Origin of the sequence: Streptomyces sp. NBC_00080, assembly GCF_045041255.1 — a bacterium.
GTDB classification, from domain to species: domain Bacteria; phylum Actinomycetota; class Actinomycetes; order Streptomycetales; family Streptomycetaceae; genus Streptomyces; species Streptomyces coriariae.
In genome coordinates, this window is record NZ_CP108235.1 from 6658729 (window position 1) to 6671498 (window position 12770).

Consider the following 12770-nt stretch of genomic DNA (forward strand, 5'->3'; position numbering starts at 1 on the left):
TCCATGCCCATCGACGCAGCCAAGGCGCTCGCCGCCGAACCCCGGACCGGCGAGATCACCTGGGACCGCCGGGACGTCCAGCTGTACCACCTCGGCATCGGCGCGGGCGTCCCGGCCACCGACCCCGACGAACTGCGCTACACGCTGGAGTCCCGGCTCCACGTCCTGCCGAGCTTCGCCACCGTCGCCGGCTCCGGCTCGCCCGGCGTGATCGGCGGACTGTCCATGCCCGGTGTCGAGGTCGACCTCGCCCGTGTCCTGCACGGCGGCCAGCGGCTGGAGATCCACCGCCCCATCCCGGTGACCGGCCGGGCGACCGCCACCGGACGCATCGCCGCCGTGTACGACAAGGGCAAGGCCGCCGTCCTCGTCATGCGCACCGAGGTCGCCGACGCGGACGGGCCGCTGTGGACCAACGACGCCCAGATCTTCGTCCGGGGAGAAGGCGGCTGGGGCGGCGACCGGGGCCCCTCCGCCCGGCTCGAGCCGCCCTCCGGTGAGCCCGACAAGGTGGTCGAGCGGGCCGTCCGCGAGGACCAGGCCCTGCTCTACCGCCTCTCCGGCGACTACAACCCGCTGCACGCCGACCCGGAGTTCGCGAAACTCGCCGGATTCGACCGGCCCATCCTGCACGGCCTGTGCACCTACGGCATCACGCTCAAGGCGGTCGTCGACACGCTGCTCGACGGCGACGTCGGCCGGGTGCGCGGCTACGCCACGCGCTTCGCCGGTGTGGTGTTCCCGGGAGAGACCCTGCGGATCCGCATGTGGCGCGGGGAAGACGCCGTCCGGGTGGCCGTGAGCGCCGTACAACGCGACGACGCGCCCGTCCTCGCCGACACGCTCGTCGAACACTCCTGAATCACCCGGACCACCGGGACCACCGGGACACCTGAATCACCGGGACCACCGGGACACCTGAATCACCGGGACCACCGGGACACCTGAATCACCGGGACCACCGGGGCACCTGAACCACTCGGACCACCGGGGTCGCAGAACCACTCGCACCACCTCCAGCAGCAGCTGAATTCACCTCCGCAACCGCCCAGCATCCGAGGGGACCCGAGGGGAGCCGCACCATGCGCGCAGCCGTACTGCACGAGATCGGCCAGGACAAGCTGGAGGTCCTCGACGACGTCGAGGCGGTGGGCTTCGGCCCCGGACGGGTCAGGATCCGGGTGCGGGCCACGGGCCTGTGCCACTCGGACCTGTCCGCGATGGGCGGGGTGCTCCCGCAGCCCGCGCCCTTCGTGCCCGGTCACGAGGGTGCGGGCGAGGTCCTGGAGGTGGGGGAGGGCGTCACCCGGGTGAAGCCCGGTGACCGGGTCGTCGTCTGCTGGCTGCCGGCCTGCGGGGCGTGTCCCGCGTGCAAGCGTGGCCAGACCGAACTGTGCCTGGCCGGGTTCATGAACGCGGGCACACCCAACTTCCGTCGCCCCGGCGGCGACGTCTTCGGCTTCGCCGGCACCGGAACCTTCGCCGAGGAGGTCGTGGTCGACGCGGGCTGCGCGGTCCCGATCCCCGACGACGTCCCCTTCGACATCGCCGCGCTGATCGGCTGCGGAGTGACCACGGGCCTGGGCGCCGCCCTCAACACGGCTGACGTGGAAGCCGGTTCGTCGGTCGCCGTCATCGGCTGCGGAGGCGTCGGCATCTCCGCGATCCAGGGCGCGCGGCTCAAGGGCGCCGCCGAGATCGTCGCCGTCGACCCGGTCGCCTCGCGCCGGGAGGCCGCCCTCGCCTTCGGCGCCACGAAGGCCGTCTCGCCGGACGACCTGCCCGGAGCGAAGCAACTGGTCACCGGCGGCGAGGGGTTCGACTACGTCTTCGAGGTCGTCGGCCGCTCCGCCACCGCCCGCACCGCGTACGACAACACCCGGCGCGGCGGCACCCTCGTCGTCGTCGGCGCGGGCGCCCTGGACGACTTCCTCCAGCTCAACATGTTCGAGCTGTTCTTCGACGAGAAGCGGATCCTGCCCTCGATGTACGGCGGCGGTGACGTCCTGCGTTCCTACGAGCGGACGATCGCCCTGTGGCGGGCCGGCCGGATCGACCTGTCGGGCCTGATCACCCACCGGGTGGCGCTCACCGAGATCAACGAGGCGCTGGACCAGATGCGTACCGGGGCGGCGCTCCGTACGTGCATAGAGATCTGAGGGGTGACCGTCCGGATGGCACTGCCACTTGAGGGGCTGGCCGCGATCGTCACCGGTGCCGGGCGCGGCCTCGGCCGGGCCGAGGCGCTGGAGTTGGCGCGGCTGGGCGCGGCCGTCGTCGTCAACGACTACGGTCAGCCCGGCCGGGACGGGTCGGGCGAGGCGTCGGCCGGCCCCGCCGAGGAGGTCGCGCGGGAGATCCGGTCGGCCGGCGGCACCGCGCTCGCCCACACCGGGGACGTCGCCGACTTCGAACAGGCTCGTGCGCTCGTCGAGTTGGCGATCAGCGAGTTCGGCAAGCTGGACATACTGGTCAACAACGCGGGCATCCTGCGTGACCGCATGGTCTTCTCGATGGCCGAGGACGAGTGGGACGCGGTCGTCCGGGTCCACCTCAAAGGCCACTTCAACACGACCCGTTTCGCCGCCGCACACTGGCGCGACCGGTCCAAGGCGGCGGGCGGTCCGGTGTACGGGCGGATCGTGAACACCTCCTCGGAGGCGTTCCTCGCGGGCTCGGCCGGACAGCCCAACTACGCGGCGGCCAAAGGGGGAATCGTCGGCCTGACGACGTCCACGGCGCTCGCGCTCGCCAAGTACGGGGTGACGGCCAACGCCATCTGTCCGCGCGCCCGCACCAGGATGACCGAGGACGTCTTCGCCGGGTTCGCACAGCCCGACGAGGGCGGCCTGGACCCGCTCGCACCCGAGCATGTGGCCCCGCTGGTCGGCTACTTGGCCTCGCCGGCCGCCGCTCGGATCAACGGACAGCTGCTCGTCGCGCACGGCGGCATGGTCGCCGTCGTCGACCGGCCGCGGGTGCGGGCGAAGTTCGACAGCAAGGAGGACGTGTTCGGCTACGAGGAGCTGGACGCCGTCCTCGGCGCGCACTTCGCGGACCGGCCCCGGGGGGAGACGTTCGCCGCGGCGGAGGTGCTGGGACTGCGGCGAGGGCAGGAGTAAGGGCGGGCGGGACGTATACGAAGGGGCTCCGGTCGTCCAGAGACGACCGGAGCCCCTTCGGTGTACGGCGTACCGTCAGACCGTTGCCTCGGACCTGTCCTGGGCCCAACCGTCGGCCCAGCTGTCGGCCCTGTTCTCGGTCGGCTTGCGGTGCCGGCCGTGTGGGGCCGAGTCACCGTCCTGGGACGAGACCGGGCCCCGGTGCCGACCGTGTCCGGCCGCCTCCTGGGAGTCGGCGGACAGCGGCTGCCTGGTGCTTGTGTCGCTCATCGGAAGAATTCACCCCGTCAACATGATCTTTCTTTACAGCCGGACGATTTTATCCGGCGCACCGAGGGGCTGATCCAGGCGGCCACGCCAACCGCTGCTACTTCGTTACAAGTCGGCCGAGTGGGGCTTGCTGAAGGGGGACCGGACGGGCCACGGAGGGCGCCGGCCGCGGCGGTTCCTCCCATGGCGAGGCCCCTTCTGACGGTGACGGTGACGGCGCCGACGAAGGCGGTTCGGTGAGCGGCGCCGTCAGCGGTGCCACCCCGCACGGCTCCGCCTCCGTGGCGTACGGCAGCCGCAGAACGCCCTCCGGTGTCCACACTCCACTGCCCGCCAACCATCCCTCAGGTGCTCGGAGTTGATGCAACCGGCGATCGGCGGGACGCCATACGCCCACCCAGGTGCCGAAGGGGCCGTCGATGCGGAGCGCCACCGCGCAGGCCTCGGGGACCAGGGCCTGGCCGGGCTGGCTCGCGAAGGGGGTGAGAGCGAGGTCCGGCGGGTGCAGCGACTCCGGGAAGCGGACCGGCAGCGTGCTGCCGAGAACTCCCCAGCCCAGCCGTGCCTCACCCGGCGAGGGCGCGTCCGAGCGGATGAGCAGCAGCCCGCTGTCGGGGTCGGCGAGCAGCAGACGGTCGTCGCTGTCGGCGGCGATCTGCAGCAGGGGCGACACCTCGCCGCCGCGCTCCAGGTCCACGACGATCGTCTTGGTGCGGCCGCCGACCTCACGGTCCAGCGCCAGCATGCGGCCCGTACGGTCCAGCCAGACGCCGCCCGAGCAGCGGCCGGGGATCTCGGCGAGGTACTCGGGGCCGAAGGTGCCGCCCGCGACCAGCCACACGGTCGTCGTGCGGCGGCCGACGGCGAGGGCGTACGCGCGTTCGCCGCACGGGGCCGGCGGGAGCAGGCGCAGCCGGGTGCCCTCGTCCGGGCACTCGACGGCGCCCAGCGGCAGCTCGCCCGTGCCGGGGCCGGTCGGATACAGCAGCGAGAAAGCGTGCCGTCCCTCGATCGGCCGCCGGATCAGGACCCGGCCGTCGGCCATCGGCTGCACCTCGGTGCCGGGCTCCTCCGGCTGGTTGCCGGGCAGCGGTACGGCGTACGGCTCGGGGCCGTCCAGGGTCCATCGCTCGGGGAACCAGGAGTCACCGGCCCGGGCGAGCCGCGCGGCGTAGGCACCACCAGCCGTGATCACGCAGTCCGCTGCGCGCCCGCGGTCACCCGTGAGCAGGTGGTCCGGGTCGCTTCCCCGGCCGACCGTGAGCAGGCGGTCAGCCTCGCTGTCACGGACGGCCGTGGTCATGCGGTCGGTCTCGCTCCCACCGACGGCCGTGGTCATGCGGTCGGTCTCGCTCCCGCCAACGGCTCTGGCCACGGGGTCGGTGTCGGTTCCACGGCCGCCCGTGATCACGTGGTCGGACTCGCTCTCACGGCCGCCCGTGAGCACACGGCCTGTGACGGTGTCCTGGTTTCCCGTGAACCCGAGGTCGTCCGTGATCCCACGGCCCTCAGAGGCCACGTAATCCGTCGCGATCACGTGATCTGTCGCGATCACGGGATCCACCGTGATCGCGTGGCTCGCGTATCCCTCCACGTGCTCCTCCGCGCATGGCGTGGGCTCGGGGGCGCCGTCCTCGGGGTCACTCCCGTCCGCAGCGGTGGGCTCGATCGCACAGGCCGGCATCGTCATCGTTCGGTCACCTCCGGCGACGAAGCTAGTTTTCGTACGCACGGACCTGGGACCGCCGGGCGGCCTTCTTCCCTCATAAGAGTGGTGCAGAAGCGATTCGCCTGAGGGTGGTGGGAGGCGTGTGCATCGACCTCCCGCTCACTCCCGGTCGGCGACCGACGTGGCCGCGACGGCATCGGCGGCACCGGTACGTGCCGGTGAGACGGCCAGGTAGCCTTTCCCCGTGCCCCGTCTGTCAGAAGTCATCGCCGCGCTGGAGAACCTGTGGCCCGCCGAGCGGGCCGAGTCCTGGGACGCGGTCGGCACGGTCGTGGGCGACCCCGAGCAGGAGGTCACCCGGGTTCTGTTCGCCGTCGATCCCGTCCAGGAGATCGTCGAGGAAGCCGTCAAGCTCGGCGCCGGGCTGCTCGTCACCCACCATCCGCTGTATCTGCGCGGGACGACGACCGTCGCGGCCTCCACCTTCAAGGGCCGTGTCGTGCACACCCTGATCAAGAACGACATCGCCCTGCACGTCGCGCACACCAACGCGGACACCGCCGATCCCGGCGTGAGCGACGCCCTCGCCGGTGCGCTCGACCTGCGGGTCGTCCGGCCTCTGGTGCCGGACCCGAGCGACCCCGAGGGGCGGCGCGGCCTCGGTCGCGTCTGCGAACTCGACCACCCGCTCACCGTCCGTGAGTTGGCCGCCCGTGCCGCCGAGCGCCTGCCCGCCACCACGCAGGGCATCCGGGCGGCGGGCGACCCGGAGGCGCTGGTGCGGACCGTCGCCGTCAGCGGCGGCTCCGGCGACAGCCTGTTCGACCACGTCCGTGCGGCCGGCGTCGACGCCTTCCTCACCGCGGACCTGCGCCACCACCCGGCGTCGGAGTTCATCGCGGACCGCGCCCACGGCCATTCACCTCTCGCGCTGCTCGACGCGGCGCACTGGGCCACCGAGTGGCCCTGGTGCGAGCTGGCCGCCACCCAGCTCGACGAGATTTCCGACCGGCGGGGGTGGGGCCTCCGGGTCCACGTCTCCCGTACGGTCACCGACCCCTGGACGGCCCACGCGGCGTCCAACACCACCTCTAGCTCAATGGGAGCCCCCAACTGAACGCCGCGCCCGCCGACCAGATCCGACTCCTCGACGTCCAAGCCCTCGACGCCCGTCTCCAGCAGCTCACCCACCTGCGGAGGTCCCTGCCCGAGCACGCCGAGATCGAGTCGCTGAACAAGGACCTCACGCAGCTGCGCGACCTCCTTGTCGCGGCGCAGACCGAGGAGAGCGACACCGCCCGCGAGCAGACCAAGGCCGAGCAGGACGTCGACCAGGTCCGCCAGCGCGCCGCCCGTGACCAGCAGCGGCTCGACTCCGGGGCCGTCACCTCCTCCAAGGACCTGGAGAACCTCCAGCGGGAGATCGTCTCCCTCGCCAAGCGCCAGGGCGACCTCGAGGACATCGTCCTGGAGGTCATGGAACGCCGAGAGAGCGCGCAGGAACGCGCCGCCGAGCTGACCGAGCGGGTCGGCTCCGTCCAGGGGAAGATCGACGCCGCCCTCGCGCGCCGGGACGCGGCCCTGGAGGGTTTCGACAGCGAGGCCGCCAGTGTCGCCAAGGAGCGTGAGGTCATCGCGGCCTCCGTGCCCGCCGACCTGCTCAAGCTCTACGAGAAGCTGCGCGAGCAGCAGGGTGGCGTCGGCGCGGCCAAGCTCTACCAGCGGACCTGCCAGGGCTGCCGCCAGGAGCTCGCCATCACCGAGCTGGCCGAGATCCGCAAGGCCCCGTCCGACACGGTCGTACGGTGCGAGAACTGCCGTCGCATCCTCGTGCGTACGTCCGAGTCCGGCCTGTAGTCGGCCGTCGGCAAATCGGCAGTCCGTATCCGGTAGTCGGCAGTCGGCAGTCGGCAAATCGTCCGTCGGCAGTCCGTAGCCGGCAGTCGGTCGTCGACACTCGGCCGTCGGCAGTCAGTAGCCGGAGACACAGGCGGTCGCAGTCGTAGTCGTAGTCGTAGTCGGTAAGGGGCGTACGTCGTGCGGGAGTTCATCGTCGAGGCCGACGGCGGGTCGCGGGGCAACCCGGGCCCCGCGGGCTACGGCAGCGTGGTGATCGACGCGGCGACGGGGGAGACGCTGGTCGAGCGCGCCGAGTACATCGGCGTCGCCACCAACAACGTGGCCGAGTACCGGGGTCTGGTGGCCGGTCTGCGCGCCGCCCGTGAGCTCGACCCGTCGGCCACGGTGCGGGTGCGCATGGACTCCAAGCTGGTCGTCGAGCAGATGTCGGGCCGCTGGAAGATCAAGCACCCCGACATGAAGCCGCTGGCCGCCGAGGCGGCCCGGATCCTCCCGCCCGGGCAGGTCACCTACGAGTGGATGCCGCGCGAGCGGAACAAGCACGCCGACCGTCTGGCGAACGAGGCGATGGACGCGGGCAAGCGGGGCGAGCAGTGGGACGCCGGGGCGTCGCGTGCCGAGCTCGACGCCCGTGTCCCCGTGACCCCGGCCGCACCCGAGCCGTCGGGCCCGCCCGGCGACGCCACGGCGGGCGCGGCGAAGGCCCGCGAGGCCCTGGCCCGGTCCCGCCCGACCGCCGACCCGACCGCGGACGCGGACGCGGTCCAGGAGAAGGCGATGACGACGACCGACGCCGATCTCCGCGCCGCCCGCACGGTCGCCACCCCGGCTCCTGCTCCGGCTCCCGCGTCGGCTCCCGCTCCTCCTCCCGCGTCGGCTCCCGCTCCTCCTCCCGCGTCGGCTCAGGCGTCCGCCTCTCCCGTCGACTCCGCCCACGCCACGCCCGCAGTCGCCCCCTCCGTCGGCTGGGGGGCGGCGCCCGATCTCGGGGCGCCCGCCACCTTCGTGCTGCTGCGGCACGGCGAGACGCCGCTCACGCCGCAGAAGCGGTTCTCCGGCAGCGGCGGCACCGATCCCTCCCTCTCGGACGTCGGCAGGGAGCAGGCCGAGCGGGTCGCCGCCGCCCTCGCCCGGCGCGGGACCGTCCAGCACATCCTCGCCTCCCCGCTCGCCCGCACCCGCGAGACGGCCGCGGCCGTGGCCGCCCGCCTCGGCCTCGAAGTCACCGTCGAGGACGGACTGATCGAGACCGACTTCGGGGCCTGGGAGGGGCTGACCTTCGGCGAGGTCCGCGAACGTCACCCCGAGGACCTGAACGCCTGGCTGGCCGATCCGGAGGCGGAGCCGACCGGGGGCGGCGAGAGTTTCGCGGCGACGGCCACCCGGATCGCGGCCACCCGGGACAGACTGGTCGCGGAGTACGCCGGCCGCACGGTGCTGCTGGTCACCCATGTGACGCCGATCAAGACGTTCGTACGGCTCGCCCTGGGTGCCCCGCCCGAATCGCTGTTCCGCATGGAACTGTCGGCGGCCTCCCTGTCGGCGGTGGCCTACTACGCGGACGGCAACGCCAGCGTCCGGCTGTTCAACGACACGTCCCACCTGCGGTCCTGAGCAGCGAGGCGGTCCGCGCGAGCGCCTCGACGCGCGGCCAGTCCCGCGCCGCCACCGCGTCCGCCGGGACCATCCAACTTCCGCCCACGCAACCGACGTTGGGCAGGGACAGGTACTCCGGCGCGTTGTCCGGGCCGATCCCGCCGGTCGGGCAGAACCGGGCCTGGGGGAGCGGTCCGGCCAGTGACCTGAGGTAGGCCGTGCCGCCCGCGGCCTGCGCCGGGAAGAACTTCATCTCCCGCACCCCGCGTTCCAGCAGCGCCACGACCTCCGACGTGGTCGACACACCGGGCAGGAAGGGCAGCCCGCACGCCCGCATCGCCGTCAGCAGGGCGTCCGTCCAGCCGGGACTCACCAGGAACCGCGCGCCGGCCGCCCCGCACGCCGTCACCTGGTCCGGCGTGATCACGGTCCCGGCCCCGACGACCGCCTCCGGGACCGACCCGGAGATCTCCCGGATCGCGTCGAGCGCGGCGGGTGTCCGCAGGGTCACCTCGATCGCGGGCAGCCCGCCCGCCACCAGCGCCCGCGCCAGCGGTACGGCGTCGGCGGCGTCCTCGACGACCACCACGGGTACGACGGGGGCCAGATCCAGTACCGAGGCAGCCGAAGAGGAGGGCAGGGGTGAGGTCATGCGCCTCATCCTGCCCCCGGCGTGCAGCCCGCGCAAAGGGCATTGCACATGCTGCAACAGTGTGCGGGGGTGTGTCAGAGCGGTGCGTCAGTGCACCTCGTCCACCAGCACATCCAGGGTCCAGGCGGCCGCCCCGGCCTTCGCCTTCGGGGGCGCCTTCTCCTCCACCACGTATCCGAGGTCCCGCAGCGCCTCCACCAACTCGGCGGGACCCGCGGGGTCGATCCCCGCCGTCAGCAGACTCCGTACGATCCGCCCCTTGGTCGCCTTGTTGAAGTGGCTGACGACCTTCCGGGTCGGCGCGTGCAGCACCCGCACGCTCGCCGTCCGTCCCGCGACCTCGCCCTTCGGCTTCCAGGGCGCCGCGTACGCCGCCGACCGCAGGTCCAGCACCAGCCCGTGCCCGGCCGCCTCCGGCAGCACGGACGCCATCGGCGCACGCCAGTACGCGCCCAGCGCCCCCAGCCCGGGCAGCTTCACGCCCATCGAGCAGCGGTAGGACGGGATCCGGTCCGTCACCCGTACGGCGCCCCACAGCCCCGAGAAGACGAGCAGCGACCTGGCGGCGCGCCGCTTGGCGGCCGCGTCGAGGGAGGCCAGGTCGAGGGCGTCGTACAGGACACCCGTGTAGATCTCCCCGGCGGGCCGGGCTCCCGCCGTGCGCAGCTCCGTGTTCTTCGCGACCTCGCCGCGCAGCCCCTCGCTCAGCCCGAGCACCTCGCGCGCCTTGTCCTCGTCGGCCGCGCACAGCTCGACCAGCTCGTCGAGGACGGCCTCGCGGGCTGCGCCGAGCCCCGGCAGGGAGAGCGACTCCGGCTTGAGCGGGGCGCCACGCCCGGAGGACGCCTTGCCTTCGGAGGGCGGCAGCAGGACAAGCACGGGAAATCTCCTTCAATAGAGCTCTGCTGCGACAGCGTACGACGTGCCACGGGACGCCCCGGCCGAGGTCCGTACCTACCCTTCCGCCCATCCGCCCGCTCACCCGGCACCCGCCCGTCGGCATGAACCGGGGGCCGAAGGTGTTGCACCCGTAGAGGCTCGGACACGGGTCACATGGCGGGGTCACACGGGGGTGGCGCGTGAGTCGTGAACAGGCGTTGTGGACCAGAGCCCGGCTGGGGCGCTGCGGCCCGCCCCTGGACCTCCTCACCGCGCGCTTCGACCGGCACGTCTACGCCCCGCACGCCCACGAGGAGTTCACCGTCGGCGTCTGCGTGGGCGGCTCGGAGATCATCGCCTACCGCGGCGGTCACATCCGTACCGGTCCCGGCTCCATCGTCGTCCTGGCCCCCGGTGAGACGCACACCGGCGGGCCGGGCAACGACACCGACGGCTACGCCTACCGCGCCCTGTACGCCGGCCCCGCCCTCCTCACCGAAGGCACCCTCGGCGGAGTGCCGCACTTCCGTGAGCCCCTCCTCGACGACCCGGAGCTGGCCGCCGCCCTGCGCCGGACGCACACGGAACTGGCCGCCTGCCCCGACCCCCTGGAGGCCGAGTCCCGCTTCCCCTGGCTGCTGACGGCCCTCGCCCGACGCCACTCCACGGCCCGGCCGGTGTGCGACACGATCCCCGGCGCCGAACACCTCACCCAGGCCGTCCGCACCCGTCTGGCCGACGAACTGCTCGCCCCGCCCTCGCTGGCCGACCTCGCGGCGGACCTCGGCCTGTCCCGCTACCAGCTGCTGCGCGCCTTCCGCACGACGACCGGGATGCCGCCGTACGCCTGGCTGGCCCAGTACCGGGTGGCCCGGGCCCGCGGCCTGCTGGAGTCCGGACTGCGTCCCGCGGAGGTCGCCGGCCTCGTCGGCTTCGCGGACCAGGCCCACCTCACCCGCTGGTTCCGCCGCGTGCTGGGCGTGACCCCGGCCGCCTACCGCAACAGCGTTCAAGACACCTGACCGGGGCCCGGCCGACACTGCCCCTATGACTGCACGCGGCTGGTTCCTGTTCTCCCTGATGGGAGTGGTGTGGGGCATCCCCTACCTGATGATCAAAGTGGCGGTGGAGGACCTCTCCCCGTCCATGGTCGTGTTCACCCGATGCGCGCTGGGCGCCGCCCTCCTGCTCCCCTTCGCGCTGCGGCAGCGGGGCCTGACGCGGACGGTACGGGCGCACTGGAAGCCCATGCTGGCCTTCGCGGTCATCGAGATCATCGGGCCCTGGTTCACCCTCACCGACGCGGAACGCCACCTGTCGAGCTCCACGGCGGGCCTGCTGATCGCGGGCGTGCCGATCGTCGGAGTGACCCTCTCCCGGTTCTTCGGCGACACGGAAACGCTGGGCGTGCGGCGGGTGACGGGCCTGGCGCTGGGCCTGGCCGGTGTCGGGGTCCTCACCGTCCCGCACCTCACGGGCGGCGACACCCTCTCCCTGGCCGAGGTCCTGCTGACGGTCCTCGGCTACGCGACGGCCCCGCTGATAGCCGCCCGCCACCTCAAGGACGTCCCGTCCCTCCACCTCACGGCTCCCTGCCTGGCCCTGGCCGCCCTGGTCTACGCACCGGCCGCGGCCGCCACCCGGCCCGCGGAGCTGCCCGCCCCGTCCGTGCTGGCGGCCCTCGCGGGCCTGGGCGTCATCTGCACGGCGGTCGCCTTCGTCGCCTTCATGGAACTGATCAAGGAGGCGGGGCCCACCCGCGCCACGGTCATCACCTACGTCAACCCGGCCGTAGCGGTGGCGGCGGGCGCCCTGTTCCTCGACGAACCCCTGACGGCGACGATCGTGGCCGCCTTCACCCTGATCCTGGCGGGCTCGGTCCTCGCGACGGCCTCGGGCCCGAAGAGCGACGCACGCCCGGTAGCATGGTCGACACGGCAGACGAGCCGGGCGGACGGCCGCGTGGAGTCCCTCACGGGACTTCCCGAGGAACGTCCGGGCTCCACAGGGCAAGGTGGTGGCTAACGGCCACCCGGGGTGACCCGCGGGACAGTGCCACAGAAAACAGACCGCCGGGGACCTCGGTCCCCGGTAAGGGTGAAACGGTGGTGTAAGAGACCACCAGTGCCCAGGGTGACCTGGGCAGCTAGGTAAACCCCACCTGGAGCAAGGTCAAAAGGAGCCGCCGTAAGGCGCGCTCTGCGCGGACGTTCGAGGGCTGCCCGCCCGAGTCCGCGGGTAGACCGCACGAGGCCGGCGGCAACGCCGGCCCTAGATGGATGGCCGTCTCCCCGGCCGCCGCGAGGCAGCCGGGCGACAGAACCCGGCGTACAGCCCGACTCGTCTGCCGCCTCCTTTGGCTTCGCCTTGGAAAGGGCCTCTGATCTGCGACGGAGGGCCTCTCCGGGCTTTCTGGGACTACCCGCATCTGAGCTGGCGGCGGGCCGCCCGGCTCGTGGAACGCCGCGCAAGTACCCGAAGAAACGCCCGCGTTGGACGGGCGGACCGTTGAGGTCGTGGGGACGGCCTGAGGTCTGCTCCACTCGGCGTTCCTGAAGGGGCTGATGGCCGGGCGCACCGAGACTTCGTGACCGCAGAGGAAACCGGTCTGTAGTTAGCGCTTCACGCATTGGTGAGCTGACCATAGAATTCCGTATCCAGGGGGATCAGCGGGACTTGTGCGGCCACCAGGACAGTACGGACGTCCGTGGCCGCGCTTTGC

General features: G+C 72.5%; 11 protein-coding genes, 1 other RNA gene and 1 pseudogene. 9 read left to right on the plus strand and 4 right to left on the minus strand.

From position 1 onward, the window contains the following. Positions 1–3 precede the first annotated feature (3 nt). The 3 genes from OHU34_RS29695 (at position 4) to OHU34_RS29705 (ending at position 3122) form a co-directional block, all read left to right on the plus strand. Positions 4–861, plus strand: coding sequence for a MaoC/PaaZ C-terminal domain-containing protein (locus OHU34_RS29695; RefSeq protein ID WP_405769141.1), 858 nt, complete (start codon positions 4–6; stop codon positions 859–861). Between the two features lie 221 nt (positions 862–1082). Further along, positions 1083–2159, plus strand: a complete 1077-nt coding sequence (locus tag OHU34_RS29700) for a Zn-dependent alcohol dehydrogenase (RefSeq protein WP_142263982.1) — start codon at positions 1083–1085, stop codon at positions 2157–2159. A gap of 15 nt (positions 2160–2174) precedes the next feature. Further along, positions 2175–3122: a 3-oxoacyl-ACP reductase gene (locus OHU34_RS29705; protein ID WP_230195994.1), complete on the plus strand. Its 948-nt coding sequence runs from the start codon at positions 2175–2177 to the stop codon at positions 3120–3122. A gap of 75 nt (positions 3123–3197) precedes the next feature. Here OHU34_RS29705 and OHU34_RS29710 read toward each other — a convergent pair whose 3' ends face one another. Beyond that, positions 3198–3392, minus strand: a complete 195-nt coding sequence (locus tag OHU34_RS29710; RefSeq protein WP_230195995.1) for a hypothetical protein — start codon at positions 3390–3392, stop codon at positions 3198–3200. Positions 3393–3489: 97 nt separating this feature from the next. Beyond that, the gene (locus tag OHU34_RS29715; protein WP_372481765.1) at positions 3490–4731 is read right to left on the minus strand and encodes a hypothetical protein; all 1242 of its coding nucleotides are present in this window, start codon (positions 4729–4731) and stop codon (positions 3490–3492) included. A 574-nt stretch (positions 4732–5305) separates the two neighbouring features. Here OHU34_RS29715 and OHU34_RS29720 point away from each other — a divergent pair. The 3 genes from OHU34_RS29720 (at position 5306) to OHU34_RS29730 (ending at position 8535) form a co-directional block, all read left to right on the plus strand. Next, the gene (locus OHU34_RS29720) at positions 5306–6178 is read left to right on the plus strand and encodes a Nif3-like dinuclear metal center hexameric protein (protein WP_142263978.1); all 873 of its coding nucleotides are present in this window, start codon (positions 5306–5308) and stop codon (positions 6176–6178) included. Then, positions 6175–6918, plus strand: a complete 744-nt coding sequence (locus OHU34_RS29725) for a zinc ribbon domain-containing protein (RefSeq protein ID WP_142263977.1) — start codon at positions 6175–6177, stop codon at positions 6916–6918. Before OHU34_RS29720 ends, OHU34_RS29725 begins: the two co-directional genes overlap by 4 nt. Positions 6919–7098: 180 nt before the next feature. Then, positions 7099–8535 carry a bifunctional RNase H/acid phosphatase gene (locus OHU34_RS29730; RefSeq protein ID WP_405769145.1) on the plus strand — a complete coding sequence of 479 codons (1437 nt, stop codon included), beginning with the start codon at positions 7099–7101 and terminating at the stop codon, positions 8533–8535. Here OHU34_RS29730 and eda read toward each other — a convergent pair. Then, entirely contained in the window at positions 8507–9169 is a 663-nt protein-coding gene (eda, locus tag OHU34_RS29735) for a bifunctional 4-hydroxy-2-oxoglutarate aldolase/2-dehydro-3-deoxy-phosphogluconate aldolase (protein WP_405769147.1), read from the minus strand. The two genes, OHU34_RS29730 and eda, sit on opposite strands and share 29 nt — an antisense overlap. A gap of 87 nt (positions 9170–9256) precedes the next feature. After that, positions 9257–10048 carry a peroxide stress protein YaaA gene (gene yaaA / locus OHU34_RS29740; protein WP_142263974.1) on the minus strand — a complete coding sequence of 264 codons (792 nt, stop codon included), beginning with the start codon at positions 10046–10048 and terminating at the stop codon, positions 9257–9259. 200 nt (positions 10049–10248) lie between these two features. Between yaaA and OHU34_RS29745 the strand changes: the two genes are divergently transcribed. From OHU34_RS29745 to rnpB, 3 genes and pseudogenes are all read left to right on the plus strand, one after another. Beyond that, positions 10249–11070: an AraC family transcriptional regulator gene (locus tag OHU34_RS29745; protein WP_142263973.1), complete on the plus strand. Its 822-nt coding sequence runs from the start codon at positions 10249–10251 to the stop codon at positions 11068–11070. A gap of 25 nt (positions 11071–11095) precedes the next feature. Further along, positions 11096–11875: pseudogene (locus OHU34_RS29750) on the plus strand (DMT family transporter); the annotation flags it as partial. Positions 11876–11990: 115 nt separating this feature from the next. Then, an RNA gene (rnpB, locus tag OHU34_RS29755) (RNase P RNA component class A) lies at positions 11991–12395 on the plus strand. Positions 12396–12770 lie beyond the last annotated feature (375 nt).

Bases quoted from the DNA above. Each gene is read 5' to 3' on its own strand.
- OHU34_RS29705 (WP_230195994.1), top strand. From the start codon at position 2,175: ATGGCACTGCCACTTGAGGGGCTGGCCGCGATCGTCACCGGTGCCGGG.
- OHU34_RS29700 (WP_142263982.1), top strand. From the start codon at position 1,083: ATGCGCGCAGCCGTACTGCACGAGATCGGCCAGGACAAGCTGGAGGTC.
- OHU34_RS29695 (WP_405769141.1), top strand. From the start codon at position 4: ATGCCCATCGACGCAGCCAAGGCGCTCGCCGCCGAACCCCGGACCGGC.
- OHU34_RS29715 (WP_372481765.1), bottom strand. From the start codon at position 4,731: ATGACCACGGCCGTCGGTGGGAGCGAGACCGACCGCATGACCACGGCC.
- eda (WP_405769147.1), bottom strand. From the start codon at position 9,169: ATGACCTCACCCCTGCCCTCCTCTTCGGCTGCCTCGGTACTGGATCTG.
- OHU34_RS29710 (WP_230195995.1), bottom strand. From the start codon at position 3,392: ATGAGCGACACAAGCACCAGGCAGCCGCTGTCCGCCGACTCCCAGGAG.